The 25808-nt window shown below is 63.9% G+C and carries 25 protein-coding genes; 13 read left to right on the forward strand and 12 right to left on the reverse strand.

The annotated features are described in order from the left end of the window. Positions 1-226: 226 nt before the first annotated feature. Positions 227-748 carry a molybdopterin adenylyltransferase gene (gene mog / locus HHL25_RS20975; protein ID WP_169595188.1) on the reverse strand — a complete coding sequence of 174 codons (522 nt, stop codon included), beginning with the start codon at positions 746-748 and terminating at the stop codon, positions 227-229. A 272-nt stretch (positions 749-1020) separates the two neighbouring features. Between mog and HHL25_RS20980 the strand changes: the two genes are divergently transcribed. Further along, the gene (locus HHL25_RS20980; protein ID WP_169595189.1) at positions 1021-2010 is read left to right on the forward strand and encodes a phosphotransferase enzyme family protein; all 990 of its coding nucleotides are present in this window, start codon (positions 1021-1023) and stop codon (positions 2008-2010) included. 10 nt (positions 2011-2020) lie between these two features. Continuing rightward, a complete protein-coding gene (locus tag HHL25_RS20985; RefSeq protein ID WP_169595190.1) occupies positions 2021-3349 on the forward strand; it encodes an aspartate aminotransferase family protein in 1329 nt (442 codons plus the stop codon). A 58-nt stretch (positions 3350-3407) separates the two neighbouring features. Here the strand turns inward: HHL25_RS20985 and fabG are convergent, their stop codons facing one another. Then, on the reverse strand, positions 3408-4181 hold the full coding sequence (fabG, locus tag HHL25_RS20990) for a 3-oxoacyl-ACP reductase FabG (RefSeq protein ID WP_169595191.1): 774 nt from the start codon (positions 4179-4181) through the stop codon (positions 3408-3410). A gap of 305 nt (positions 4182-4486) precedes the next feature. Here fabG and HHL25_RS20995 point away from each other — a divergent pair, with 305 nt between their 5' ends. The 10 genes from HHL25_RS20995 to HHL25_RS21040 all read left to right on the forward strand — a co-directional run bounded on the left by HHL25_RS20995 (position 4487) and on the right by HHL25_RS21040 (position 13708). After that, a complete protein-coding gene (locus HHL25_RS20995) occupies positions 4487-5626 on the forward strand; it encodes an ABC transporter substrate-binding protein (protein ID WP_169595192.1) in 1140 nt (379 codons plus the stop codon). Between the two features lie 29 nt (positions 5627-5655). Continuing rightward, complete coding sequence (locus HHL25_RS21000) at positions 5656-6786, forward strand: ABC transporter ATP-binding protein (protein WP_169595193.1); 1131 nt, start codon at positions 5656-5658, stop codon at positions 6784-6786. 1 nt (position 6787) lies between these two features. Then, on the forward strand, positions 6788-7684 hold the full coding sequence (locus HHL25_RS21005) for an ABC transporter permease (RefSeq protein WP_169595194.1): 897 nt from the start codon (positions 6788-6790) through the stop codon (positions 7682-7684). A gap of 3 nt (positions 7685-7687) precedes the next feature. Beyond that, complete coding sequence (locus HHL25_RS21010) at positions 7688-8494, forward strand: ABC transporter permease (protein WP_169595195.1); 807 nt, start codon at positions 7688-7690, stop codon at positions 8492-8494. A gap of 10 nt (positions 8495-8504) precedes the next feature. Then, complete coding sequence (locus tag HHL25_RS21015) at positions 8505-9206, forward strand: cysteine hydrolase family protein (protein ID WP_169595196.1); 702 nt, start codon at positions 8505-8507, stop codon at positions 9204-9206. A gap of 65 nt (positions 9207-9271) precedes the next feature. Next, positions 9272-9949 carry an adenosylcobinamide amidohydrolase gene (locus HHL25_RS21020; protein ID WP_205927959.1) on the forward strand — a complete coding sequence of 226 codons (678 nt, stop codon included), beginning with the start codon at positions 9272-9274 and terminating at the stop codon, positions 9947-9949. Further along, a complete protein-coding gene (locus tag HHL25_RS21025) occupies positions 9946-10707 on the forward strand; it encodes a DeoR/GlpR family DNA-binding transcription regulator (protein WP_169595198.1) in 762 nt (253 codons plus the stop codon). The genes HHL25_RS21020 and HHL25_RS21025 overlap by 4 nt, the downstream gene beginning before the upstream one ends. Positions 10708-10737: 30 nt before the next feature. Continuing rightward, a complete protein-coding gene (locus tag HHL25_RS21030; protein ID WP_169595199.1) occupies positions 10738-11856 on the forward strand; it encodes a DmpA family aminopeptidase in 1119 nt (372 codons plus the stop codon). Positions 11857-12102: 246 nt separating this feature from the next. Next, entirely contained in the window at positions 12103-12678 is a 576-nt protein-coding gene (locus HHL25_RS21035) for a TetR/AcrR family transcriptional regulator (protein WP_169595200.1), read from the forward strand. Positions 12679-12745: 67 nt separating this feature from the next. Then, positions 12746-13708 carry a DMT family transporter gene (locus tag HHL25_RS21040; RefSeq protein ID WP_169595201.1) on the forward strand — a complete coding sequence of 321 codons (963 nt, stop codon included), beginning with the start codon at positions 12746-12748 and terminating at the stop codon, positions 13706-13708. Here HHL25_RS21040 and HHL25_RS21045 read toward each other — a convergent pair. The 10 genes from HHL25_RS21045 to HHL25_RS21090 all read right to left on the reverse strand — a co-directional run bounded on the left by HHL25_RS21045 (position 13671) and on the right by HHL25_RS21090 (position 24557). Then, on the reverse strand, positions 13671-14816 hold the full coding sequence (locus HHL25_RS21045; protein WP_169595202.1) for an alpha-hydroxy acid oxidase: 1146 nt from the start codon (positions 14814-14816) through the stop codon (positions 13671-13673). The two genes, HHL25_RS21040 and HHL25_RS21045, sit on opposite strands and share 38 nt — an antisense overlap. Before the next feature lies 1 nt (position 14817). Then, on the reverse strand, positions 14818-16110 hold the full coding sequence (locus HHL25_RS21050; protein WP_169595203.1) for a hypothetical protein: 1293 nt from the start codon (positions 16108-16110) through the stop codon (positions 14818-14820). A 41-nt stretch (positions 16111-16151) separates the two neighbouring features. Next, entirely contained in the window at positions 16152-16883 is a 732-nt protein-coding gene (gene hutC, locus HHL25_RS21055; protein WP_169595204.1) for a histidine utilization repressor, read from the reverse strand. Between the two features lie 59 nt (positions 16884-16942). Then, complete coding sequence (locus HHL25_RS21060; RefSeq protein ID WP_169595205.1) at positions 16943-17956, reverse strand: zinc-dependent alcohol dehydrogenase; 1014 nt, start codon at positions 17954-17956, stop codon at positions 16943-16945. Positions 17957-17959: 3 nt separating this feature from the next. Next, on the reverse strand, positions 17960-19288 hold the full coding sequence (hisD, locus tag HHL25_RS21065; RefSeq protein ID WP_169595206.1) for a histidinol dehydrogenase: 1329 nt from the start codon (positions 19286-19288) through the stop codon (positions 17960-17962). Positions 19289-19327: 39 nt separating this feature from the next. Next, a complete protein-coding gene (locus tag HHL25_RS21070; protein ID WP_169595207.1) occupies positions 19328-20128 on the reverse strand; it encodes an ABC transporter permease in 801 nt (266 codons plus the stop codon). After that, on the reverse strand, positions 20125-21069 hold the full coding sequence (locus HHL25_RS21075) for an ABC transporter permease (RefSeq protein ID WP_169595208.1): 945 nt from the start codon (positions 21067-21069) through the stop codon (positions 20125-20127). Before HHL25_RS21075 ends, HHL25_RS21070 begins: the two co-directional genes overlap by 4 nt. 124 nt (positions 21070-21193) lie before the next feature. Further along, entirely contained in the window at positions 21194-22309 is a 1116-nt protein-coding gene (locus HHL25_RS21080; protein WP_205927960.1) for an ABC transporter substrate-binding protein, read from the reverse strand. 34 nt (positions 22310-22343) lie between these two features. Next, a complete protein-coding gene (locus HHL25_RS21085) occupies positions 22344-23477 on the reverse strand; it encodes an ABC transporter ATP-binding protein (protein ID WP_169595209.1) in 1134 nt (377 codons plus the stop codon). 312 nt (positions 23478-23789) lie between these two features. Beyond that, positions 23790-24557, reverse strand: coding sequence for an SDR family NAD(P)-dependent oxidoreductase (locus HHL25_RS21090; protein WP_169595210.1), 768 nt, complete (start codon positions 24555-24557; stop codon positions 23790-23792). Positions 24558-24689: 132 nt separating this feature from the next. Between HHL25_RS21090 and HHL25_RS21095 the strand changes: the two genes are divergently transcribed. After that, a complete protein-coding gene (locus HHL25_RS21095) occupies positions 24690-25802 on the forward strand; it encodes a histidinol-phosphate transaminase (RefSeq protein WP_169595211.1) in 1113 nt (370 codons plus the stop codon). The last annotated feature ends 6 nt before the right edge of the window (positions 25803-25808 follow it).

Here is a 25808-nt window from a genome sequence, read left to right on the forward strand (position 1 = left end):
ATGGGCTGCGTTCTGATAAACGTCGGGGGTGTCGCCCGCCCAAGGGTCCTTTCCATCGATCGCATGCGATCAAAAAGAACCCGCCTCCACGAAGAAGGCGGGAGATTATTGCCGGCGAAGTAAGGGGGGCGGGTTCGCCAGCCTGCTCAGAGTGCCACGGAATTCACAAAAAGGATAGCCCTCGATATTTAGTGAATGCAGTGGATACGATGTATCGAGCAGTACTTCAAACGGGCGGGCGGAATGCCTTGATCTTGGCAGGGTCGGTCTCGATCCGGCCCGCGCCGATCAGGTCAAGGCAATAGGGCACTGCGGCGAAGATAGTGTCGAGACTGAAACGGATCGAGCTCGGCTTGCCCGGGAGATTGATGATCAGCGTCTTGCCGCGCGTGCCGGCCGTCTGGCGCGACAGGATGGCAGTCGGCGTCTGTTCGAGGCTTGCACGCCGCAACTGTTCGCCGAAACCCGGCAGTTCCTTCACCAGAACCTCGCGCATCGCTTCCGGCGTTTCGTCCCGCGGGGAAGGTCCGGTGCCACCGGTTGTAAGAATGAGGTCCACGCCCTCCTGATCACAGAGCGCGATCAGCGTGTCCCTGACCGAGGCGACACCATCGGGAATGACGCGCCGGACGATCTCATAGGGAGAAACGACCGTTTCCTTCAGCCAGCCCTCGATCGCCGGACCGCTCAGATCCTCGTATTCACCACTGCTGGCGCGATCCGACACGGTGACGATGGCAATCTGCATTTTGAACCTCCGAAGACGGACTTGTGCTGCGATACCCGCTGACGGATCGCGCGTTTTCTGACGGATGACCTTCCGGTTTGCATGAAACCGCCACCCGAACAAGGCTCTTCACAAACTCTTTCCGTGACCGCCAAGCGAGAATAGAGCGGCCTGACGGCCTTCCTGCCAGCATTCGCTGCCATATGTGAAGATGGACCTCACATCTTTTATGTTGCAAATCCAACATTAATGATGTTGGATTTGCCAACTATAATGCGATTGAGGCAGCCGATTTGTTGTACGATGCAGATTTCCTTTCCAGACTTGAGCACGGCCTGCAGGACCTCACCCCAGCCTGGGGCGCCTCGCCCGATTCGCGTCTGAGGCTGCTGACGATTTCCGAGAACGCAACGTTCCGGCTGACCGATCCGGGGAACGGGCGCGACCTGATCATCCGGGTGCACCGCCCCGACTATCACACCGATTCGGAGATCCTCTCCGAACTTGCCTGGATCGAGGCCCTGCGGGAGGCGGGAATCGTTGCGACCCCCCGGCCCATGGCGGCCAGCGACGGCAATCTGCTGCAGGTCTTTTCAGACGGAGAGACGATGCGCCGCGCCGTTGCCTTCGAGTTCATGGCCGGCAAGGAGCCGGATGCCGAGGCCGACCTGGCGAAATGGTACCGGACGCTGGGCGAGATCAATGCTCGCCTGCATGGTCACAGCCGAAGCTGGGCGCGTCCGGAGCGCTTCATCCGCAAGACATGGGATTTCGAGCGCATCATCGGCGGCGGCGCCTATTGGGGCGACTGGCGCGCCGCCCTCGGTCTGACGCCTGACGGCAAGGCGGTTCTCGAGCGGACCCACGCGCTCCTGGAAAGGCAGACCCGGGCCTATGGATACGGCGCCGACCGGTTCGGCCTCGTTCACTGCGACATGCGGGCCGCCAACCTGCTGGTCGAGGGCGACCGGCTCGGCGTCATCGATTTCGACGATTGTGGCCTCTCCTGGTTCGCCTATGACTTCGCCGCCGCGATCAGCTTCATGGAGCATGAGCCCTTCATCCCCGAATTGATGGCAGCATGGCTGGAAGGTTACCGTCGCGTCGCGCCGCTCGGTCCGGAACACGAGGCGGCACTTCCGATGTTCATCATGCTTCGGCGCATGCAACTCACCGCGTGGATCGCCTCGCATGCAGAGACCCCCACGGCGCAGTCCATGGACACGGCCTATACCGACGGCACCGTGGCGCTCGCCGAGCGCTACCTGGCAGAACACGGCTGAGGAGGCTGCAATGAGCACCGCCACCAAGGAAATCCTCGACCTCAACCGCTTCGATGCATCCCGGACGGAAGGCTTTCCGCCGGATCTCGCCGAGCGCGTTTCCCGGCGCCAGGCCGCCTTCGGCGCCTCCTCCGTTCTCTTCTACGAGCAGCCGATCGAGATGGTGCGCGCCAGGGGCGCCTACATGTATGACGTCAACGGCCGCAAATATCTCGACGTCTACAACAACGTACCGTCGGTCGGCCACTGCCACCCCAAAGTGGTCGAGGCCGTTGCACGCCAGGTCGGCGAACTCAACATCCACACGCGCTACCTCAATCGCGTCGTCGAGGCTTACAGCGAAAAGCTGCTCTCCACGTTTCCGGCGGGTCTCAGCAATGTGGTGATGACCTGCACCGGCAGCGAGAGCAACGATCTCGCCATGCGGATCGCCCGCATCGCGACCGGTGCGGAAGGTTTCATCGTCACCGAGGCCGCCTATCACGGCAACACGGCGTTGGTGACGGAGATCTCCCCCTCCTCGCTGCGCAAGCGCAAGCCTGCCCCCTTCGTGGCGATCATCCCCGCGCCGACCGCCCGCGACGGCATGAGCGTCGAGGAAAGTTTCGCGGCCTCGGTCGCAGGGGCGATTTCGGACCTGAACTCGCGCGGCATCGGCCTTGCCGCGCTTATCATCGATACGATCTTTTCGAGCGACGGCATCTATGCCGATCCCGCGGGCTTCCTGAAGGCGGCCACCGATGTCGTGCATCGCGCCGGCGGCCTGCTGATCGCCGACGAGGTCCAGCCGGGCTTCGGCCGTACGGGTGGGGGACTCTGGGGCTTCGAGCGGCACGGCGTGACGCCGGATATCGTCACCATGGGCAAGCCCATGGGCAACGGCTTCCCGATGGGCGGCGTCGTGACCCGACCGGAACTCCTGAAGACGTTCTGCGAGGAAACGGGCTATTTCAACACCTTCGGCGGAAACCCGGTGGCGGCGGCGGCCGGTCACGCCGTCCTCAAGGTGATCGAAGAGGAAGAACTGGTTGCGCGCGCGAACACGGTCGGCGCCTATTTCAGGCAGTCGCTGACGGACCTGTGGGCGACCCATGCGGAAATCGGTGAGGTCCGTGGCGCGGGCCTCTTCATCGGCCTCGATTTCGTCGACCCGGAAAACGGCGCTCCGGACACCGCGCTCGCGACCCATGCGATCAACCAGCTGAAGCAGAACGGGATCCTCATCGGGGCTGCGGGCAAATATGGCGCAACGCTGAAGATCCGTCCGCCACTGTGCTTCTCCGTCGAGGATGCCGATCTCTTCACCGGTACGTTGGACAGCATTCTCAAGCTGCATTGAGGCGCCTGAAGACCTCGCAGGCAAGCCGGGCGACGGTCTCGCCCGGCTTCTTCCGTTTTCAGCCCATCGCTTCCAGCGCGCCGACCGATTCCGGCAGTATCTGGCCGCCATCGACGACGATCGACTGGCCGGTGATGTAGGCCGCCTCTTCCGAGGCGAAGAACAGGGCGGCATTGGCGATGTCTGCCGGCGTGCCCAGACGGCGCAACGGCACGGAAGCCTCCATGGCGGCGATGTAATCCGGACCATTGCCCTCGAGGCCTTCCGTCATGATGTTGCCCGGCATCACGGCATTGACCGTGATGTTCTTCGGCGCCAGTTCGATCGCCGCCGTGCGCATGAAACCGAGCTGGCCGGCCTTGCTCGCCCCGTAATGCGCCCAGCCCGGATAGCCGGTGATCGGTCCGGTGATCGAAGAGGTGATAATGATACGGCCCGCACCTGCCCTGGTCATCGCCGGTAGCACCGACGAGACGCTGAGGAAGGTGCTCTTGAGATTGGTCGAGATGACGTGGTCGAAATCGGCCGCCGTCATTTCGCCCAGCTTGGCCGCCGGGAAGATGCCGGCATTGGCGCACAGTACGTCCACGCCGCCGTAGCGGGTGACGGCTGCCTTGACCATCGCCTTGCACCCTTCCTCGGTGCTGACATCCGCGGCAAATCCCGAGGCATTCGCTCCGATTTCTGACGCCACCCCGTCAGCATCGGCCCGGCTGCGCGACACGACGAGGACATTCAGTCCCGCCTCCCCGAAACGCAAGGCGATACCCTTGCCGATACCCCGGCTTGCGCCGGTCACGATGACGGTTTTGCCCTGAAGTGACTTCAACATGTCCTGCTCGCTTTATTGTTGTGATTTCCACAAATTGAGTGTCGCACCTGCATCAATTTCGTGCGTCAGATTAAAACGTCGCCACGCCGTCTGCACAAAAGGAATGCAAAGCAAATGCGCGTGATTACGCGGATTTCAAGCTGCGTCACGAAATTGGGAACGATACCCGGATGCTCCCGATAGCCTCATTGCGCAACGCACAATGAACAACAAAATACATGTTGTAAACCACACATTTTTGCGACACACTTCCAACATAAGGCATCCACGAGCCGATCAATCCGGCCATGACAAGGGGAACGACAATGATGAAAATCTCCAGACGCAACATGATGCAGATGATGGGCGCGGCCGCTTTCTCCGGACCGCTCGCAAGTGCGACCCGCGCCTTCGCGGCGCGCGAGAAGGAGCTCAACATCCTGTGCTGGGAAGGCTACAATTCCGCGCAGGTGCTCGATCCCTTCCGCTCCAGCCAGTCGGCGACCGTCAAGGCCGAGAGCCTGACCAACGACCCGACCATGATCAACCGGCTGCGCGCCGGCGAGACCAAGATCTGGGACCTCATCAACGTCAACAATCCCTGGGCCCGCAAGGTCATGGCGCCGGCCGGCCTGATCAAGCCGCTGCCGCGCGCCGAGTTCGAGCCCTTTTTCGACACCATGCTGCCCGACTTCAAGGCGCCTTATCGCTGGGCGATGAGCGACGACGGCAAGGACCTACTCGGCATGGCCCAGCGCTTCGGGCCCTACAGCTTCGTCGTCAACACCGACAAGGTCAGCAAGACGACGGCGGAAGAACAGGGCTGGGACCTCTTCAACGACGTCTCGCTCGCCGGCAAGTACGGCATCCAGGAGTCCGACGACTGGAACGTCTTCAACATCTTCCTGATCGCCGGCATCAATCCGTTCAAGGAACACACGGAAGAGGAATTCAAGGCCTTCTCTGCGACCGCCGAGAAGGTGTTCAAAGGCGCCAAGATGGTCGGCGACATGGCCTCGCTCAACCAGGCACTCGTGTCCGGCGAAATCGACCTCTACATGACGGGCGGCACCTATTCCGTATCGCCGGCCCGCGCCGATGGTTACCCGAATCTACGGGCCATCACCCCGCTCAAGGGTCCGATCGACGGCAAGGGCGGCATTTCCTGGATCGAGATCACCTCCACCGTCAACAATCCGGATCTGTCGCCGCTCGCCGTCGAATTCCTCAAATACGTCCAGGATCCGGAAGTCGCCCACACGGTGGCCTTTGCCGAGGGCACCTTCAACCCGGTCAGCCAGATGGGCAATCCGAAGTGCTTTGAACTCTTCACCAAGGACGAGCTGGACGCCATCCAGTGGGACAGCCTTGAAGAGGACATGGCGCGTTCGGCCGAGTACGACATCGTGCCCGACTACGACAAGGCACTGGAACTGATGACGGCGGCCAAGCGCCTGCGCGGCTGAGCCGGTCCTGTCCCGACGGAGCAAACGAAATGAGCCTTGCGATGATCTCGCCCACCCTGACCGACACCCCATCGGAGACCGAAGACGCAGTCCAGGCCACAACGGCACCGGTTCTGCAGCTGGTCGATGTCCGCAAGATCTTCGGCGATTTCGCCGCGGTCGACGGCATCAATGTCGACATCAAGGAGGGCGAGTTCGTCACCATTGTCGGACCCTCCGGGTCCGGCAAGACGACGCTTCTGCGCATGCTGGCGGGCATGGAATCGCCGTCGCAGGGTTACATCACCCTGCGTGGCGAACTGATCAACGACGTGCCGGCCGACAAGCGGCCGACATGTCTCGTCTTTCAGTCGCTGGCGCTTTTTCCGCACAAGACCGTCGGCGAGAACATCGAGTTCCCGCTGAAGGTGCGCAAGATGCCGGCCGCCGAGCGCAAGGCCCGCGCGCTCGAGCTGATGCGCATGGTGCGCCTGCCCGAGAGCTACTATTCCAAGAACGTGATGCGCTGCTCGGGCGGCGAAAAGCAGCGCGTGGCGCTGGCCCGCGCCTTTGCCTACGATCCCGACGTGCTGTTCTTCGACGAACCGCTGTCGGCACTCGACTACAAGCTGAAGAAGGTGTTGGAAAAGGAATTGAAGGACCTGCACCGCGAAAGCGGCAAGACCTTCGTCTACATCACCCACTCGCTCGAGGAAGCCATGGTCATGTCCGACCGCGTCGGCGTGATGAGCCGCGGCCGCCTCGTGCAGATCGGCACGCCGGAGGAAATCTATACCAAGCCGGCAACACGCTTCGTCGCGGAGTTCTTCGGCGAGGTGAACAGCTTCGAAGTGAAGCGTGACGGCGACGGCGACTGGGCGCTCGGCGATGGGCGGGCAATCATCGTCGCACCGGTCGGCGAAGCGATCGGCGACACCGCGACCGTCATCGTGCGGCCGGAAACCATGCGCTTCGTCACCGGCCCCTCGAGCGCCGACAACCTGATCACCGGCAAGATCTACAACGAGTATTCGCTCGGCTCGCGCATGCAGTACCAGGTGCATTCCGGCGAACGGATCTATCTCGTCGAGGCTGCCCGCACGGCAGTCGCCGGCATCTCCGCGGGCGACACCGTCACCATCGGCTGGGACGCCAGCGACGCGATCGTGGTGGGAGACTGACATGGCGGCTGTTACCCATGAGGATACGGCAAGCCGCACCAGTGCGCTGCCCGCAATCTCCGCCGGCCTTCGCGCCGCCGGCCCCGTCGTCATCCTGCTCGTGCTCGGTTTCCTCGCTCCGCTGCTGACGGTGGCCGCCTACGCCTTTGCCACGCCGAAGAGTTTTGACGTCTTTCGCTCCTTCACCTTCGCCAACTTCGCGGCGATCTTCGACACCTCCAACACGGTGTGGATGTCGTTCGCCTGGTCGCTCGCCTACGCATTCGCCACCGTGGTGCTTCTGGCGGTGATCGCCTATCCGATCGCCTACGGCCTCAACCGCATGTTCGGCAAATGGTCGGGCTTCGTCGGCGTGCTTTTCGTCTTCCCGCTGTTCGTCTCGGAGAACGTCCGTCTCTATGGCTGGGTGCTGTTCTTCATCAAGAACGGCGTGCTCGACGGCGGCCTGAAATGGCTCGGCTTTTCCGGCGGCCCGGAAGTCCTCTACACGCCCGGCGCCATTCTCTTCGGCATGCTCTACGTCTATCTGCCCTTCATGCTGTTTCCGATGTCGCTCGGCATCGCCATGATCCCGAAGGATCTCGTCGATGCGGCCCGTGACCTGGGTGCGGGCCGGCTGATGATCTGGCGCGAGATCGAGCTGCCGCTCGCCATGCCTGGCATCCTGATCGGCATGCTGCTCACCTTCGTGCTCGGCGCCGGCGCCATCGCAGAATCCAAGATCCTCGGCGGCCAGTCGGTCATCACCATCGCCCAGGACATCGAGGTCGCCTTCACCTATGCGCAGAACTGGCCGCTGGGTTCCGCGCTCGCCATCCTGCTCGTCATCATCGTCAGCGGGCTTGCCCTCTACGTCCTGTCGAAGCTCGATCTCGACCGCATTCTCGGAAAGAAGTGAGACATGGAAACCCGCTCGCAGATCCGCGCCCGCGCCTTCGTCAAGCTCTGGACCGCCTTCGTCGTTCTCGCCATCTACCTGCCGATCGTCTGCGGCGCGCTGGCCGGGCTGTCCAAGGGCCGCTACTTCGCCTTCCCCATCCGCATCTTTTCGACCGAATGGTGGGGCAAGACCTTTGCCTCGCTGGAAATCCAGACGCTGGTGCAGAACTCGCTGCTGATCGCCTTCATCGTCACGCTGGTCTCGGTGGTCTTCGCCTTCTTCGGCGCGCTCGCCTTCGCCCGCTACGACTGGAAGGGCCGCAAGCTCTTTCAGAAGGCGATCCTTCTGCCGGTCTTCTTTCCGCAGCCGGTGCTGGGGCTCGCCCTCCTCTTGTGGTTCAATGCGCTCGGCATCAATCCGAGCTGGCAGACGGCCGTCGTCGCCCATCTCGTCTGGATCGTGCCGGTGGTGACGCTGGTCATCGCGATCCAGGTCTATTCCTTCGACCCGACGCTGGAGGAAGCCGCCCGCGACCTCGGCGCAAGCCGTTGGTTCATCCTGCGCGAGATCACCCTGCCGATCCTCTGGCCGGGCATCTGGTCGGGCGCGCTCTTCGCCTTCCTGCTCTCCTGGGGCAATTTCCCGCTTTCGCTCTATACCGCGGGCGTCGACTCGACGATCCCGAAATGGCTCTATTCGAAGATGGTCGCCGGCTATTCCCCGATGGTCCCGGCGCTCGGCACGATGAGCACGCTTTCGGCCGCCGCCCTGTTGCTTGCCGGCGGGCTTGTCATCATGCTGGTGCGCCGCCGCCAGGCCGAAGCATGAGGATCATCGCATGAGCTGGAAAACCGATCGCCGTTCCTTCTACTACCAGGGCGCGCCGGAGCCCGAGGATCCGGTGCTCGATAAGGGCAAGGTGGCGCTGCTCGTCATCGACATGCAGAACACCTATCTCGACCGCCCGGACCCGGCGACGCTGTCGGCCGGCGACCTTGCCCGCTATCACGCCTGGACGCCGTTCCACGAGCGCATGTACGGCACCGTCATCCCCAACAACCAGCGTCTGCTGGAGCGGTTCCGCACGCTCGGTCTCGACGTGCTCTTCGCGCGCATCGCCTGTCTGCGCACCGATGGCCGCGACCGGTCGCTCAGCCAAAAGAAGCCCGGCTGGAACAACCTGCTGCTGCCGAAGGACGATGAGGCCTCGCAGATCCTGCCGCAGATCGCCCCGCGCGACGGCGAGATCGTCGTCACCAAGACCACCGACAGCGCGCTGACCGGCACCAATCTCAGGCTCGTGCTCGCCAATATGGGCATCACCCATGTCGTGTGCACCGGCATCTTCACCGACCAGTGCGTCTCCTCGACGGTGCGCAGCCTCGCCGACGAAAGCTTCGACGTGATCGTCGTCGATGACGCCTGCGCCGCCGGCTCCATGGCGCTGCACGAAAGCGAGCTCCAGCGGCTGCACATGATCTATGCCAATGTGATGAACACGGACGAACTGATCGGCTATCTGCCGGCCGCTAAGGGATGAGACAGTCGGGGATGGCGCGCGCCCGAGACTTGTCCCCCTTGGCCGTTCCTGACACAACTTGGCCGATGAAAGCGCCCGAAATCCTCTGTATCGGCAAGACCCTCGCCGTCCGCTTCGCCGCCGAACAGGCGGTGCTGAGCTGGTCCCTGACCCGGCCGGGCTTTGTCCGCGCCGACACCATCGCCTGGCTCGAAGTCTCCGAAGCGGACCTGCCGATCGGCGTCGATCCGGCGGCCCTTCTTCGCGACCGGTCCACGGCGGCGGGCTACGGCGATGCGGTACAGCTGATGACCTCGCGCGACGTGCGCAAACACCATCAGGCCGTCCGGCAAAGCGGCGATGCGTCGGCCTTCTGCCTGGCGACCGTCGGCCTTGCCAATGCCGGCCGCGTCGGCGCGGACACGCCACATTCCGGGCAGCCGGGCACCATCAATCTGGTCGCCCATATCGACCAGCCGCTCGACGAGGCGGGCCTGATCGAGGCCCTGTCGATCGCCACCGAGGCCCGCACCGCAGCGGTGATCGAACTCGGCTGGACCAGGGACGGCCTCGTCGTCACCGGCACCGGAACCGACTGCATCGCGGTCGCCTGCCCGGTCGCCGATCGGCGTGAGACCTATGCCGGGCTTCACACCGATGTCGGCCGGGCCATCGGCGGCGCGGTCTACGACGCGGTGCTCGCCGGCGGGCGGGAATGGGTGGACGAAAAGACGGACGGACGGCAGGGGAGCAAGCGGCGATGAAGAAACCGAAGAGCGTGCGCCAGGAACGCATCCTGACCGAACTCAACCAGGCGCCGAGCCTGCGCGTGGCCGAACTCGCCCGAAGGCTCGACGTCTCGACCGAAACCATCCGCCGCGACCTCGACGAGATGACCGAACAGGGCCTGCTGAACCGCACCTATGGCGGTGCCGTGCGCTCGCTGTCCACCGAACCATCGGTCACCGAACGCCACACCCTCTTCGTCGCCGAGCGCGAGCGGATCGCCAAAGCGGCGGTACAGATCCTGAAAGGCGCTCAGGTCCTGATGATCGGCTCCGGCTCGACGACGGTGCACACCGCGCGGCGCATCGCGGTCGAGATGAAGAACATCACCGTGCTCACGCACTCCTTCGGCGTCGCAACCGTGCTGGCCATCAATCCGACGATCAAGGTGGTCATGCTGCCCGGCGACTATCACGCCACCGAGGGGGCCACCATCGGCGCGCATGCGGTGTCGTTTCTCAACTCCTTCTACGCGGATTTTGCCGTTCTCGGCGCAAGCGGCCTCGGTCCCGACGGGCCGTCGGACGCCCTTCTCGAATGTGGCGCGGTCTACAGCGCCATGGTGGCGCGCGCCGCCAGTACCGTCGTCGTCGCCGACCATTCCAAGCAGGACCGGCTGTTTCCAGCCCGTTATGCGCCCTGGCGCGACATCAAACACGTGGTCACGGACAGGATGCCGGGGGACGAGCTGAAGACCAGCCTGGACGACAACGGCGTGATGCTCACCATCTGCTGACCGCAAGAGCGCGAAGACAAGGCAGGACGCATGGCCACCGACACATCCTCCCAGAAGCGAAAACGCGCCCGCGATTTCGGTATCCCCTTCGACGGGACGCCAGGCCCGATGAACGCGATCACCGATGTCGCAGGCATTCATGTCGGGTTCTCCACGATCCGTGAGGAAACACCCCGCCCCGGCCGCAAACTGCCGGTGCGCACCGGCGTGACCGCGATCCTGCCGCATGCGACGGCCGGCGAACCCGTTCCGGTATTCGCCGGAATCCATCGCTTCAATGGCAATGGCGAGATGACGGGTTCGCATTGGATCGAGGACGGCGGCTACTTTATCGGCCCCGTGCTGATCACCAATACCCATGGCGTCGGCATGGCGCATCATGGCGCGGTGCGCTGGATGATCGACCGCTATGCCGCGACCTACGAAGGCGACGAGCATTTGTGGATCATGCCGGTGGTGGCGGAAACCTATGACGGCCTACTCAACGACATCAACGGCCAGCATGTCACGGCCGGCCATGTCTTCGAAGCGTTGAACGGGGCGAATACCGGCCCGGTCGCCGAGGGCAATGTCGGCGGCGGCACCGGCATGATCGCCTACGGCTTCAAGGGAGGCACGGGCACCGCCTCGCGGCGGATCGCCATCGACGGCACGGATTTCACCGTGGCGGCGCTGGTGCAGGCCAATCACGGCCAGCGGGACTGGCTTACGATCGGCGGCGTGCCCGTCGGCAAACTCTCGAAGCAGGACAATCCCGGCCTTTCCGAGCGTGGCTCGATCATCGTGGTAATCGCCACGGACCTGCCGCTCGCGCCGCACCAGTTGCAGAAGCTCGCCCGCCGTGCCGCGATCGGCATCGGCCGCAACGGCACGATCGGCGGCAACAATTCCGGCGACATCTTCCTTGCCTTCTCGACCGCCAATCCCCACCCGATGCGTCACAAGGCGGAGGCCGTTCTGACCATCGCCATGATCAATGACGATGTGCTTGACCCGGTCTATCAGGCCGTGGTGCAAAGCGTGGAAGAGGCGGTGGTGAATGCGATGATCGCGGCGGAAACGACCGGCGGAACGATCCACGACCGCTATCTCATCCCGGCGATCGATGCCGAGGCGGTCGCGCACCTGATGCGACGCAGCGGCGAGTGAGCAGCACGCCGCCCGTCTCCATCCCCTGACCGACTCGCTCGCGGACGCGGGAGCTCCTCCTCGAGGGTGAACGCGAACGCAGACCACGAGCGTTCGGACCCATCCACATGACGGCTGCTTAGAAGAGACGGTTTCCGCTGCCGCGGGCGCCGGGCCGACCGCAGCCGACCAGCCGCCGAGGGCCTTGGAGGTCTTGACAGCATCTCGAATTAGGTAGATCGATCTACCTACCAATTGGAGACGCACATGACCGAAAAGGCGACGGCAAAGGAACGACTGCTGAAAGCCGCTGCAGAACTGTTCTATGCGGAAGGCGTCGGGGCGACCGGCATCGACGCGATCACGGCAAGGGCGGGTGTCGCCAAGATGACCCTCTACAACAACTTCTCCTCCAAGGCCGATCTCGTGAAGTCCTATCTCGATGGCCGTTGCTCGGAATGGAGAGCGTTCCGCGAAGAACGGCTGGCACGGGCATCAACACCGCAGGAACGGGTGCTGGCAGTGTTCGATTCCTACGTCGATCATGCCCATCTTGCTTATGAGTGCGGCTTTCGCGGCTGCGGCCTGCTCAATGCCGCCGCCGAGCTGGGCGTTGGCGATCCCGGTCGGGCGACCGTCGCAGCGCAGAAAGTAGAGGTCGAGCGGCTGTTCCGGCAATATCTCCTCGAGCTCAGGCCGGAGGGTGGCCCGATCATCGAAGAGACCGCCGAACATCTGTCCTACCTCCTCGAGGGAGCCATGTCCCGCGCCGGGCTCGATGGTCATGACGGCCGACTGAAGAGTGCGCGTCGGATGGCCGTCTCACTGCTCGAGCAGTTCTGACGGACATTTCCGCCAGGCGCCCGTCTTTCACCCTTCGCCCTTTCCATAGTCCGAAAAGATCCAGACCATGACCGACGTCCTGCCCAGCCTGCCAGGCGCAAGAACCAGGCCCGGCGCCATCCTTGTCATGCTGCTTCTCGAAGCGGCGCTCGTCATTTCATGGAGCGCCGGCTTTGTCGGCACTCGCTTTGCGGTCGAGCATGCGCCGATCTTCCTCATTCTGCTGTGGCGCAGCCTCGCTTCGGGGCTTCTGCTGCTGCCACTGGCGCTGACGGTCGGACCGAAGCTCAAGCGGAGGGACGTGCTCTCCCACATGCTGTTCGGAACAATCGGCATGACCGGCTATCTGGCAAGCTTCGCGCTCGCCATCGAACAAGGCGTTCCGACGGGCCTCGTGGCCCTGATCTCCGACATGCTGCCGCTTGCGGTCGCGCTCTTGTCCTGGCCGATCCTCGGACAGGGGCTGAACGGGCGCCAGTGGCTCGGATCGGCGGTCGGTCTCGCAGGCGTGCTCATCGCCTCCGGTGCGTCGCTCGAATTCGGCATGGTGCCGCTCTGGTCCTACGCGCTGCCCGCGCTCGGCACTTTCGCCTTCGCGCTCGCCTCGCTCCTGCAGAAACGCAGCCCGGCCGTGGCGATGCCGGTGCACCAGAGCCTCTGCATCCAGTGCCTTACGGCGGCTGCGATCTTCGCGCTGTTCGCCTGGCGGGAGGGTCGCATTGTGCCGATCGCGGAGCCGGGTTTCGCGTTCGGCATCCTGTGGCTGGTGGTCGTCGCGACCTTCGGCTCCTGGAGCCTCTACTATATCGCGCTGCGAAAGTCCTCGCCGGCGCGAGTGACCGCTATCCTCTATCTCAGCCCACCGGTCACGATGATCTGGGCCTGGCTGATGTTTGACGAGGCATTGTCCCTCGCCATGTTTGCCGGACTTCTCGTTTCGCTGGCCGGCATCATGCTGATCGCGCGATCCCGAAAGACCACCACCCGGGACGTCAACGCGGACGAACCGCCTCCGTCCCCAGGCTCTTGAGCTCATCGATCGAGGCGACCCCCATCAGGGCGAGGCTGATCGAAATCTCCCGCGCAAGGATCGCAATGATCTCGGAGACCCCCTCCTGCCCCGCAGCCGAAAGGCCATAGGCATAGGCACGGCCGAGCATCACACCGTCGGCACCGAGGCCGACCGCCTTGATCACGTCGGAGCCGCGGCGAATGCCGCCGTCCAGCATCAGGCAAAAGTCCGATCCGACAGCCTCCCGGATGCCCGGCAGCGCACGGATCGTGCTCGACGCACCGTCCAGTTGGCGGCCGCCATGGTTGGAAATCACCACGCCATCGCAGCCGATATCACGCGCCTTCACGGCATCCTCGGCAGAAAGAACGCCCTTGATGACGAGCTTGCCCGTCCACCTCTCCCTCAGCCAGACGATGTCCTTCCAGGAGAGCGTCTTGTCGATCCCTCGGGAGAGATTGGCCGCCTGTTCCAACGCACCGCGACCAAATTCCGGCCGATGCTCGATCGCCCTGACCGACGGCATGCCGGCGAGGGCTACATCGGCGAGCCAGCGCGGCTTCATGGCAAGGCGGGCGAAGAGACCCGGCGTCACGCGCGTCAAAGACCGGAAGCCGTTGCGCACGTCCCGCTCGCGGATGCCGGTGATCGCAGTGTCGACGGTCACGAACAGGGTATCGACGCCAGCGTGCTCCGCGGCCTGCAGGAACTCCTCGCACAGGGACCGGTCCTCCAGCGCATAGAGCTGGAAATGCAATGGCCCCTTCGTGACCGCCCGAAGGTCGGCGAGTGAGGCAATCGAAAAGGTCGACAGGCAGAAGGGGATGCCGGCTGCATGGGCCGCCCGCACCGCCTTCGCCTCACCCTTGCCCGAATAGAGCCCGAGGAAGCCCACCGGCCCCAGCATGAACGGAAGGGGATGACGGGCTCCGAGAAAGGTGGTGGAAAGGTCCTGCGGTCGCGGCTCCACCAGCACGTTCTGGCGCAGCTCGAAACCGGCAAAATCTGCCCGGTTCGCGCGCATGGTTTCCTCTTCGAACGAGCCGCCGTCGATATAGTCGAAGAAGATCTTCGGCAGGCGGCGCCGGGCGAGGTCACGGAAGTCGTGGATGTTGACCAGGGTCATGTCAGTCTCTGTCAGGGTCGATCATGTCGAAGAAGCGTGAAATGGCATCCTCACCAGCCACCGGCTCGCTGCCGGCCATGACCGCAATGGAGAGGCCGACGAGAGACGAAACCGGGTTATGGGTCGTGGCGCCGGCCCGCAGGTTCATGACCAGCGTCGGGCAGAGGAACAGGCCGAGCCGCACGACCCGGCGCCAATCGGCCGGAAGCATGTCGCGCGCCTTCAGTTCTGCAAGCAGCGGACGCCAGAGCGCTTCAGCCTTCACATCCAGAAGCGCCCGGCGAACCGCGCTCGGCGCAAAGTCGGTGGTGACCCGCAGGAGATCGCCGTCGCGTGCCACGCTTGCCGTGTAGCGTTCCGCCGCCATCGCCGGATCATAGAGCCACAACGGGTGGGCGAGGATGTTGTGAAACGTCGTCTTCACCTCGGCCAGCAGCGTCGGAATGTGCTCGCCGGCAAAGGCGGGATCGAAGAAGGAAAGCCGGGCCGCGCCATCGCGTTCCTCATACCAGACATTGGCGTTGTGGGCGTCGCCATGCGCCGTCACCCCGCCCGCATCCGCGAGGCGCGTCGGGGCCAGCCGCTCATGCGCAGCATCGAAGAGGGTCCCGATGCTGTCCCGATATTCGATGCCGTTCACGACGAACCGGCAACGCGAAAGCGTGTGCCAATCGAGTGTCAGGCCGGGAAAGGCGAAGTCCTTGCCGACATAGAAGCTCGCCATGCGCCCGCCCGGATAGGTTCCGGCCGGCGGGTCGATGAGCCGTTCGTAGAACAGGCGGTGGATCGGCTCTGCCGCCACCGCGTCGGCGCTGACCGGATGCAGTGTGTCGAGATAGACCTTCAGCACGGCTTCGCTCAGCTGGCGTTCGGCCTCGACGGCCCTTTCCCGCGCCGCCGGCTCGTCCTTCAGGTCCAGAGCCCTCAGGACGTCGGAAAAGCGCGGATCGGTGCGACGGCGATAGACGAGGATCTGTTCGCCGGGAAGCACCGACATCAGCAATGGCTGGTCCACCGGCAGGCCGGCCCGGGCCAGGATGTCGGCGCGATAGTATTCGCCGCTCATGACCTCTTCGCCCTCCTCCTGGTGGAACTTGAAGAAGAAGGCACCATCGGCGGTTTCGAAGAAACCGTTGAGCGAGTTGAGGCTGTACTGATCGTGGTTGATCGTGACGTTTTCCGCGTCGATCCGGAAAAGATCGCGCAGCAGTTCAGCCAGCAATCGTTCCGCCCTGCCGTCCCCGGCTTTGGCGATCTTCCTGATTTCCGCGGTGCGGCTCGTGGGCTGGCTCATGGAATTCTTTCCGGATGGTTTTCTGGTGCGGGGAACGGCGGTCACTTGCCGCCGTGCAGGTAGCGGCTGCCAAGCGAATAGCGGCTGCCGACATAGGTCAGCGTGTTGACGGTGGCGACCACTGGCCCAGTCCAGGTCTTGCGATGCAGGATCAGGCAGCAGTCTCCCGGACGGATGTGCAGCAGGCGGGCCTGATCCGCACCGGCCGGCAGAGCGCTGATGAGATGCTCCACCTCAGTCAACGGCGTGGCGTTCTGCAGGTAGTCATAGGTGGCGATCACCGTGAAGTCCTGATCGACATAGCCGGAAACGAGGTCGGGATTGACGTAGCGTTCCTCGAGCTGGACCGGCAGGTCATTCTCGAAGTGGATGACGACCGAATGGTCGACGGGCTTCACCGTCTCGAACTCGAAGGCGAGCAGCAGTTCCGCCTCCGGCTTTTCGATGCGTTCGAGCACGACCACCTCGGCCCGGTGCCGGCTGCCGCGCGCCTTGATCTCGGTGATGATGTTGCTGATCTCGATCAACGTCGATTGTGGTCTCGGCGGAGCAACGAAGGTGCCGACGCCCTGAATGCGGCGCAGGTGTCCTTCGGAGGTGAGTTCGCGCAGCGCCCGGTGCACGGTCATGCGGGAGACGCCGAGGGTCGAGACGAGTTCGTTCTCCGATGGCAACCGGCTGTTGCGGGCCCATTTGCCGCTGCCGATATTGCCGAGGACGAAGTCCTTCACCTTCTCGTAGAGCGGCGATGCGGAATCTGAAAGCGTATTCATGGTTCACTGCCTCCACCGCCGCCTGACAGGCCGGCATCCGGGATGACGCGACGGGCAGACTAGCCCGCCACCTCGATGATCGTCTTCAGGGCCCTGCTCTCGCCCCGCAGCAGGCGTTCATAGGCTCCGGGCACGTCATCGAGGGCCGGCAACACCTCGATGAAACGCTGCAGCGCGGGCGCGAGATCGCCGAGCAGGCGCACGGCTTCCGGCAGCTCGTCGGCAAAGGCGTGGCAACCGACGAGAGAAATCTCGCGCTCGACGAGAATGTTGGGATCGAAGTCGAGCTTGCCATGGCTGATGCCGACCAGCGCCAGCGCCCCGCCGCCTGACAAAAGGTCGAGCGCGCGGGCGATCGCCTGAATGCTGCCGGTGGCATCCAGCGCATGGCGCAGCCTGCCGCCGGAAAGCGCCGTTTCGATCTTCGCTCTGTCGAGGCCGACGACCGCACCGCCGGTCACCCCGGCGACAAGCGCGGCCTTCTCGGCGTTCAGATCGGCGACCAGCAGCGGCCCGTCATGCAGTCGTGACAGAAGAAGCGCGCTCAACCCGCCGATCGTTCCGCAGCCGACGACGAGAACCGGCTCGCCGACCGGGACGGCCAGGCGGCGAACCGCATGCAGCGCAACCGCCAGCGGTTCGGCCATGGCGCCGATGTGCGGAGAGAGCGCGGGATCGTGCCTCAGGACCAGCCGCGCCGGCAGCTGCACCTCCTCGGCAAAGCCACCGTCACAGACTTCACCGACGAAACCCAGCGCCTCGCAGACATTGCTTCGGCCGCTGGTGCAGGCCGGGCAGGTGCCGCACCACATCCGCGAATCCGCGGAAACCACGTCTCCGACGGCGAGGTCGCTGACGCCTTCGCCGACAGCGGTGACGCGGCCACAGAATTCATGCCCGGCTGTCGAGGGCCGCCGCGAGATCCACTGGCCGGTGCGATAATTGTGCAGGTCGGAGCCGCAGATGCCGGCGGCCCGGACGTCGAGATTGACGAAGCCGGGTGGTGGCGGGGCGGGCGCCGTCACCTCCTCCACCCGCAGGTCCTTGGCATCGTGGAGCCGCACGGCCTTCATGGCTCAGGCGCCCTTCTTCAGATAGGCATCCCGGACTGGCGAAACCGCCAGCGCATGGGAGGAGAAACCTTCGTAGATCGCCAGATTGTGGGAATGCCTGGCGAATTCCGGATAGGCGGGCGCGGTCACGTAGCCGATCGAGCTGCGCTTGACGAAGTCGGTGACCGACAACGGACCGAAGGTGCGGGCCCAGCGGCTGGTCGGCAGAACCGCGTTCGGGCCAAGCGAGAAGTTCGCGATGCTGACCGGCGTATGCGTGCCCATCAGGATTTCGGAGGCTTCGGTGATGTGGCCGAGGTGGATGAAGGGCTCTTCCGACAAGAGTTCCAGATGCTCGGGCGCATAGGCGTTGACGAAGGCGTAGCTCTCCTCGATCGACGAGGTGAGAACGATGCCGCCAGTCTTGCCGGTCAGCACGGCCTTGGAGAAGGCGACGCGCTGTTCGGTCATCTTCGCCCAGTGCTCGGGCAGAGCGGCGAGCGCTTCTTCCGCGACGCGACGGCTATGGGTGACAAGATAGGCGGAGGAGTCGGGGCCATGTTCCGCCTCGATCAGCAGGTCGAGCGCGGCAAGGCCGCCATGGACCGTATCGTCGGCGAGGATCATCACCTCGGAGGGACCGGCAGGCAGGCCGGTGTCGATGACGCCCGACAGCGAGCGCTTGGCGGCGACCACCCACGGGCTGCCTGGGCCGACGATCTTCAGCGCCGGCTTGACGGTTTCAGTGCCGTAAGCGACTGCGGCGACGGCCTGCGCGCCACCCACCTTGTAGACGGTCTCGACGCCGGCGAGACGCGCGGCGACCAGCGTCGCGGCATCAACCGATCCGTCCGGGGCCGGCGGCGTGACAATGGCAAGGTTCGGCACACCGGCGACCACGGCCGGCACCGAGGTCATCATGGTCACCGACGGGAAGGATCCCTTGCCGCGCGGGACATAGAGCGCGACCGACTGGATGGGGGTGAAACGGTCGCCGGCAAACGCGCCGGGACGAATTTCCTTCAGCCACATGGCCTCCGGCTTCTGCTCCTCGTGGAAGTGGCGAATGTTGTCGATGCCAAACTGGACGGATTCGATAACGCTCTTGTCGACCAGCTTGAAGGCGGCGTCGAATTCGGCCTCGGTCACCTTGAGATTGGCTTCCGTGACATCGGCCTTGTCGAGCTCGCGGCCAAAACGGGCGATCGCCTTGTCACCTTCGGTACGCACCGCTTCGAGGATCGGCGCGACCTTCTCGATGAAGCTCGAGATATCGGTTTCCGAACGGCGCAGCAGGGCGGCCTTCTCTTCGGCGTTGAGCTTGGAATATTCGTAGAAAGACACGTTGGTCATCGTCTTGTCCTTGAGGTGTGGCCGGCAAGGGCCGAAGGGTCATTTCGATTTGAGGAAGATGTCGAGGCCGACCAGGCGGTCGAGCAGCGCGATCGCCAGTCCGGCGCAGGCGATGAACACCACCGAAATGGCGGCAAGATCCGGCGTGATGATCGAGCGGATGGAATTGTAGATCTGCACGGGCAGCGTCACGCTCCGGGCATCGACCAACAGCAGGCTCACCAGGAACTCGTTGAGTGCCAGGATGAACATCAGCAGCGATCCGGTGATGACGCCCGGCAGCACGGCCGGCAAGGTGATGTAGAGGAAACGCTGAAGCGGCGGCGCCCCGCAATTGGCGGCGGCCAGTTCCAGATCGGGCGACAGGTTGCTGGCGCTCGCCGTCACCGCCCAGATCATGAAAGGCAGGTTGATGACGCAGCAGGCGATGCCGAGCGGCCACAGCTTGCCGACCACACCCATCTGGCCGAAGACGAGCATCATGCCTATGCCCGAACCGATCAGCGGGATGGTGAAGGGCAGGAGCAGATAGATCTGGATCGAGCGGGCGAACCGCACCCGGTACTTGGCGAGCGCAATGCCGGCAAGCGTGCCGACGGGGATGGCGATCACCGTGCAGATCGTGGCGACGATCAGCGAGCGAACAAAGGCCTGGCGAAGGTCGGCGGCCTGCGCGATCTTGCCGTACCACTGCAGCGACAGGCCATCAGGCGGGAAGGTGATGATGTTGCCTGCGGTGAAGGACGCACCGAGCACGACGATGGTGGGTGCCGAGAGCATGACGAGCGCGGTCACGACGAAAGCCCAGAGGGTGATGGATTTGCTGCGGCTTCCGGTCATTTGCGGGTCTCCCCCATGGCGAGCGTACCGGCGCCGAACAGCATGAACACCACGCCGACGAGCATGGAGCCGACCGCGACCAGCATCAGCGACAGCGTGGCGCCCATGCCCTGGTCGGAGGTGCGGAAGAACTGGTCGTAGATCGCGTTGGCGATGAAATCCTGGGTGCCGCCGCCGAGAATGGCGGGGATGGCGAAATCGGTGAGCGAAAGCGTCACGACGACAAGGCCGGCACCGACCAGTCCAGGGCGCGACAGCGGCAGGACCACGTGACGGAAGGTGCGGACCCAGCCGGCACCGAGGGAGGCGGCGGCCGATTCCAGTTCGCTCGGGATCGCGGTCAGCGCGGGCGCCAGCATCAGCACGGCGAACGGCAGCATGTACTGGACGAGGCCGAACAGGACGGCCGGATAGTTGTACAGGAGGCGAATGGGCGGCACGCCGACGAGGCCGAGAGCCTCGTTGACCATGCCCTGGTTGCCGAGAATGATCAGCCAGCCATAAGCGCGCACCACCTGGCCGATGAAGAAGGGCAGGAAGAGCGCGACGAGCAGGAACTTGCGAAGTGCTGAGGATGGTGTGCGAACCATCAGATAGGCGTAAGGGAAGGCAAACAGCAGCGTGATCGCGGTGACGATCACCGATCCCATCAGGCTGCGGCCGGCTACGATCGCGAAGAAGTTCTCCGTCAGCGCGCGCTGGTAGTTTGCCAGCGTGTAGTTTTCCGACATCAGGAAGGTATTGGTGTCGAGCGTCCGGAGGCTGGCATCGCCGATCTGGATCATGCCGAGCACAAGCAGGCCCACGAGCACGAGCGCGGGCAACAGCATGAGATAAGGCAGGCCTCGCTGGAAATTCGATGACCAGAGCATGGCCGCAAGGCGTTCAAGCACATCCATGACGCGCCACGTCAGGGGATATGCGGCACGGGGAGCGCGCATGTTACGGATCCTCAGGCAGTTCCAGCAAAAGTGCGAAGCGGTTTTGCGTCCGGACTGCGTAAAATTCTAAGTCGCGAAAGGAGGGTGCCCGCCGCCAGAGGGGACGCGGCGGGCAGGCAAGGCATCAGCCCTGCATGATTTCCTTGAACTTGGCGAACCACTGGCTTTCGTTCTCGACCTGAACCTTGGAGGAGATGCGGATCAGGTGTTTGAACTCTTCCTCGGTCGTCGGGTAGGACGGATCGCCCACGAGGTCAGCCGGCGGATTGACGCCCGGGATGACGCCCGGAAGGCCGAGGCCGTCGAGCCAGATCTGTTGGGCTTCCTTCGTCAGTGCATGATTGATGTACTGCTTGGCCCAGTAGAGCTCGTTTTCCGACAGGCCCTTCGGGATCCACAGGCCATCGGTGTCGAACTTGGCGCCTTCCTCCGGCACGACCCAAGCGATTTCGATGCCGTTTTTCTTGGCTTCGCGGGCATTGGTCGAGATGGTGCAAGCGGCGTCGATCTCGCCCTTCTGGAACCAGGTGGTGAAATCCGGGTCCTCGCCGAGCAGCGGCTGCTGTTCCTTGATCTTGGAAATGAAGTCCCAGGCCGGCTGCATGTTGCCGGGAATATCCTCGAGCTTGCCGCCGCCGGCGACCTGGGCCGGGAAGTGGAAGCCGATGCCGTCATTGTAGAGCGCGATGCGGCCCTTCAGCTTGGGATCAAGCAGATCCTTCCAGGACTTCGGCGCGCCGTTCGGGAAGGCCGACGGGCGATAGGCCAGCACGTAGACATAGCCGTAGGTGTTGACGATCGGATAGCCGTCGAGGCCGACCGGCTTGGCGAGTGCGGTGGCGTTCTTGAGGTTCGGAAGGTCCGACAGGTCCTCGGTCACGCCGCGCAGCGCCGACTTGGTGGCGTTCGTCGTGGTATCCCAGTTGATGTGGATCGGCGGAACGCGACCCTGAGCGACGGCAGCCCAGACCTTCGGCTGGATTTCATTGTCTTCGGTCAGGTCGTGACGCACCGCGATGCCGGTCGCCTTGGTGAAGCTGTCGGAGACGCCGGCCTTCAGCGCATCGACCCAGCTGCCGCCCCAGGCGCGCACGATGATCTCGGCCGGCTTTTCCGGTTCCTGGGCAAAGGCGCGGCCGACACCGAGGGTCGAGAAACCGGCGGAAGCACCGGCCGCAGCCATGGACGCAAGCAGCGTCCGGCGGCGGATCTGCGCGGACAGGAATTTTTCATTCGACATTACTGAATTCTCCTCTGGCTGGACCTTCTCGGGGTCATTTTTGAAAGACATGCATATCTCGCGCATTCCAGCCGAGGCGAACTTCGTCGCCCGGGCCGAACTGCAGATGCGATTCGGGATCGTGGTCGAAGACGCGCATCAGCACGCCGGCCAGTCCCGGAACCCGGATTTCATAGACGACGCGCTCGCCCTCGAAAATACAATCCGCGACCTGACCTTCGACGACCGTATCGAGGCCCTCAAGTCGTCCATCCTTCGGCGCGATTCGGATCTGTTCGGCACGCACCGCGCCGGCACAGGCAGCCCCCGCCGAAAGCGCGGCGTCGGCTGCGACACCCGCAAGGCGCAAACCGTTTGCCTCGATCACGACCGTCGGCGAGGCAAGATCGACAACCTTGCCCTCGATGAAATTGGTGACGCCGATGAAGTTGGCGACAAAGGCATTGGACGGCGCGCGATAGGCATCGACCGGCCGCGCCTTCTGCTGGATCTCGCCGCCGCTCATGACGATGATCTCGTCGGACACCACCAGCGCCTCGCGCTGATCGTGGGTGACGTTGATCGTCGTCACGCCAAGCTCCTTCTGGATGCGGCGGAATTCGAGCTGCATCTCCTCGCGCAGCTTGCGGTCAAGCGCGGCGAGCGGCTCGTCAAGCAGGAGCAGGTCCGGCTCGAACACGAGGGCGCGGGCGATCGCGACGCGCTGCTGCTGACCGCCGGAAAGCTCGTTGATGCGCCGGCCGCCATAGCCGCCGAGCCGCACCAAATCGAGATAGCGCTCGACCTTTTCCGGGATCGTGCGGGCATCGTGGCGGCGCATCTTGAGCGGGAAGGCGACGTTTTCGGCCGCCGTCATGTGGGGGAAGAGGGCGAGCTTCTGAAACACCATGCCGATCGCCCGCCTGTGCGGCGGGACGGCGCTGACCGGCTGGCCATTGATGAAGATCTCGCCACTGGTCGGACGATCGAAGCCGGCGATCATGCGCAGGAGCGTCGTCTTGCCCGAGCCGGAGGGGCCGAGAATCGTCAGGAACCTGCCCTTCGGCAGATCGAACGAGGCATTCCTGACGGCATGGACATCGCCGAAAACCATGCCAACATCCTGGACGGAAACAGCGATCTGACCGGTCGATCCGGCCGGATGGAGGTCTGCAGCAACAACGCCCATGACATTCCCCTGTCCTGTTTCGTCGAGCGACCGAAGCCGCCGCGAAACTTCATTTTACCGACCCGGCGGAAGGCGACCGCCCGGCCCTTGCATTAAGTTGTCTATACATATTCGTACAAGTACCGTCAACCAAGTTTGCGTATTTTTTGCGCCGCAAATTTTTCTGACCAATATTTGTGCAGATGCGAAAAACAGGATCGATCGCGGCGACCAGTCTTGTCGCCCGCCGCGGGAAAAGCAAGCGCGCTCCGCGCGTGTCCGGTACGGTTTACACCGCCGGATAGCGCGTGGGCGCGGCGTGTGCGGCTTGCGTCAGATGGAGGCCAGATAGCCGCCATCGACGGGAATGCAGTGGCCGGTGATGTAGGCCGCAGCATCGCTGCAGAGGAAGACGGCGACGCCGCCGATGTCACTTTCCTTGCCGAAACGACGCTGGGGAATTTTGTCCAGCATGCGCGATTGCCAGTCGTCGTTCTCGTAGAAGACTTCTGTCATGGCGGTTCGAAAATAGCCGGGCGCAATGGCGTTGACGCGAATGTCATGCGTTGCCCATTCGGTGGCCAAAGCGCGTGTCACGCCGAGAAGCCCGGACTTCGAGGCACCATACGGCACCGCCGTCGGAATGCCGACATAGGAGGTAAGCGAACAGAGATTGACGATCGCGCCCCCACCCGTTTCGGCCATGATTCGCCCCGCAGCCTGGGCGCAGAAGAACGCACCCTTCAGATTGGTCGACAGGATCTGCTCCCAGAGCGCCTCGTCCACGTCGAAGGATGGCCGGACATTCTCGAACCCGGCATTGTTGATCAGGATGTCGAGGCCGCCCAAAGCGTCGGCCGCCGCCCGGGTGACGCTTCCGCAGGCCTCGACGTCGCGCACGTCCTGAGCCAGCGTCACCGCGCGCCTGCCGGCCTTCTCAATGAGTGCCCGCGTTTCCACCAGCCCTTCGACCGTCCGCGCGGTGACGGCCACATCGGCTCCAGCCTCCGCCAGGGCGACCGCGATGGACTGACCTATGCCGCGACTGGCGCCGGTCACGAGCGCGCGGCGGCCGGAAAGGTCGAAGATTGGACGGGTCATGACGGCTCCTTGTTTCGAATTCCCCGACAGGGATCACAGCATTTTCGCAATAACATGTCTATACATATATACAGACCGACAATCCGGACCTATGAATGAGGCATGGCAAACGCACCTCATGGAGACTGCAAAATGGCGAACCCTTCAAGCCCCATCCGGGAGGAAATCCGCTCGATCGCTCCCTACAATGCAGGCCTGACGCTGGAGGAGGTGAGGGCGAAGTACAAAGTCGATGACATCGCCAAGCTCGGCTCGAACGAGAACCCGCTAGGCCCCTCGCCAACGCTGCGGCGGCTTTTTCCCGACATCGGTGAACTGGCCCGGCTCTATCCGGATCCGCAGGGTCGCGCACTCTGCACCCGACTGGCCGCCGATTTCGGCGTCGAGGACAACCAGGTCATCCTGGGCAACGGCTCCGAAGACCTGATCGCCGTCATCTGCCGGTCGGTGGTCCGCCCCGGCGACACCGTGGTGACCCTCTATCCGTCCTTTCCCCTGCATGAAGACTACACAACGTTGATGGGCGGCAAGGTCGAGCGGATTTCTGTCACGGCGGAGCTCACCGTCGACATGGACGCACTTCTGGATGCCGTTTCCCGCAAGCCGCGCATGCTGATGTTCTCGAACCCGATGAACCCGGTCGGTTGCTGGCTGACGCCGGCGCAACTGTCGTCGGTCGTCGCTGCGCTGCATCCGGAAACGCTGATCGTCGTCGACGAAGCCTATGCCGAATATGCCGCCGGCGAGGACTATCCGAACGCCGTCGAGATGCTGAGGGATAGCGGTCGCAACTGGGTGGTCCTGCGCACCTTCTCCAAGGCCTTCGGTCTGGCTGGCCTGCGGATCGGCTACGGCATCGTCAGTGACGGAAGCCTTTGCGACTTCCTCAACCGCGCCCGCACCCCCTTCAACACCAACGCCATCGCCCAGGCATCGGCCGTCACCGCCCTCGATGACGCAGACCACCTCAAGCGTTCGATCGAGCTTGCCCTCGACGAGCGCGAGCGCATGAAGGCCACACTCGACGCGCTGGGTTATCGAACGGCACCATCGAAATGCAATTTCCTGTTTGTCGACATGCGGACGGGCGCGACCCAAGTCGCCGAAGCGCTGCTCAGGCGCGGGGTCATCGTCAAGCCGTGGAAGCAGCCGGGCTTCGAAAGCTTCATCCGGGTGAGCATCGGATCCCGCGCGGAGAACGACCACTTCCTCGGTGCGCTGAAGGACATCGGCACGGCCGGCTAACGCGGC

This window comes from Rhizobium terricola, from assembly GCF_012927355.1.
Taxonomy (GTDB): domain Bacteria; phylum Pseudomonadota; class Alphaproteobacteria; order Rhizobiales; family Rhizobiaceae; genus Allorhizobium; species Allorhizobium terricola.

Bases quoted from the DNA above. Each gene is read 5' to 3' on its own strand.
- mog (WP_169595188.1), bottom strand. From the start codon at position 748: ATGCAGATTGCCATCGTCACCGTGTCGGATCGCGCCAGCAGTGGTGAA.
- HHL25_RS20985 (WP_169595190.1), top strand. From the start codon at position 2,021: ATGAGCACCGCCACCAAGGAAATCCTCGACCTCAACCGCTTCGATGCA.
- fabG (WP_169595191.1), bottom strand. From the start codon at position 4,181: ATGTTGAAGTCACTTCAGGGCAAAACCGTCATCGTGACCGGCGCAAGC.
- HHL25_RS20995 (WP_169595192.1), top strand. From the start codon at position 4,487: ATGATGAAAATCTCCAGACGCAACATGATGCAGATGATGGGCGCGGCC.
- HHL25_RS21000 (WP_169595193.1), top strand. From the start codon at position 5,656: ATGAGCCTTGCGATGATCTCGCCCACCCTGACCGACACCCCATCGGAG.
- HHL25_RS21005 (WP_169595194.1), top strand. From the start codon at position 6,788: ATGGCGGCTGTTACCCATGAGGATACGGCAAGCCGCACCAGTGCGCTG.
- HHL25_RS21010 (WP_169595195.1), top strand. From the start codon at position 7,688: ATGGAAACCCGCTCGCAGATCCGCGCCCGCGCCTTCGTCAAGCTCTGG.
- HHL25_RS21015 (WP_169595196.1), top strand. From the start codon at position 8,505: ATGAGCTGGAAAACCGATCGCCGTTCCTTCTACTACCAGGGCGCGCCG.
- HHL25_RS21020 (WP_205927959.1), top strand. From the start codon at position 9,272: ATGAAAGCGCCCGAAATCCTCTGTATCGGCAAGACCCTCGCCGTCCGC.
- HHL25_RS21025 (WP_169595198.1), top strand. From the start codon at position 9,946: ATGAAGAAACCGAAGAGCGTGCGCCAGGAACGCATCCTGACCGAACTC.
- HHL25_RS21030 (WP_169595199.1), top strand. From the start codon at position 10,738: ATGGCCACCGACACATCCTCCCAGAAGCGAAAACGCGCCCGCGATTTC.
- HHL25_RS21035 (WP_169595200.1), top strand. From the start codon at position 12,103: ATGACCGAAAAGGCGACGGCAAAGGAACGACTGCTGAAAGCCGCTGCA.
- HHL25_RS21040 (WP_169595201.1), top strand. From the start codon at position 12,746: ATGACCGACGTCCTGCCCAGCCTGCCAGGCGCAAGAACCAGGCCCGGC.
- HHL25_RS21045 (WP_169595202.1), bottom strand. From the start codon at position 14,816: ATGACCCTGGTCAACATCCACGACTTCCGTGACCTCGCCCGGCGCCGC.
- HHL25_RS21050 (WP_169595203.1), bottom strand. From the start codon at position 16,110: ATGAGCCAGCCCACGAGCCGCACCGCGGAAATCAGGAAGATCGCCAAA.
- hutC (WP_169595204.1), bottom strand. From the start codon at position 16,883: ATGAATACGCTTTCAGATTCCGCATCGCCGCTCTACGAGAAGGTGAAG.
- HHL25_RS21060 (WP_169595205.1), bottom strand. From the start codon at position 17,956: ATGAAGGCCGTGCGGCTCCACGATGCCAAGGACCTGCGGGTGGAGGAG.
- hisD (WP_169595206.1), bottom strand. From the start codon at position 19,288: ATGACCAACGTGTCTTTCTACGAATATTCCAAGCTCAACGCCGAAGAG.
- HHL25_RS21070 (WP_169595207.1), bottom strand. From the start codon at position 20,128: ATGACCGGAAGCCGCAGCAAATCCATCACCCTCTGGGCTTTCGTCGTG.
- HHL25_RS21075 (WP_169595208.1), bottom strand. From the start codon at position 21,069: ATGCGCGCTCCCCGTGCCGCATATCCCCTGACGTGGCGCGTCATGGAT.
- HHL25_RS21080 (WP_205927960.1), bottom strand. From the start codon at position 22,309: ATGTCGAATGAAAAATTCCTGTCCGCGCAGATCCGCCGCCGGACGCTG.
- HHL25_RS21085 (WP_169595209.1), bottom strand. From the start codon at position 23,477: ATGGGCGTTGTTGCTGCAGACCTCCATCCGGCCGGATCGACCGGTCAG.
- HHL25_RS21090 (WP_169595210.1), bottom strand. From the start codon at position 24,557: ATGACCCGTCCAATCTTCGACCTTTCCGGCCGCCGCGCGCTCGTGACC.
- HHL25_RS21095 (WP_169595211.1), top strand. From the start codon at position 24,690: ATGGCGAACCCTTCAAGCCCCATCCGGGAGGAAATCCGCTCGATCGCT.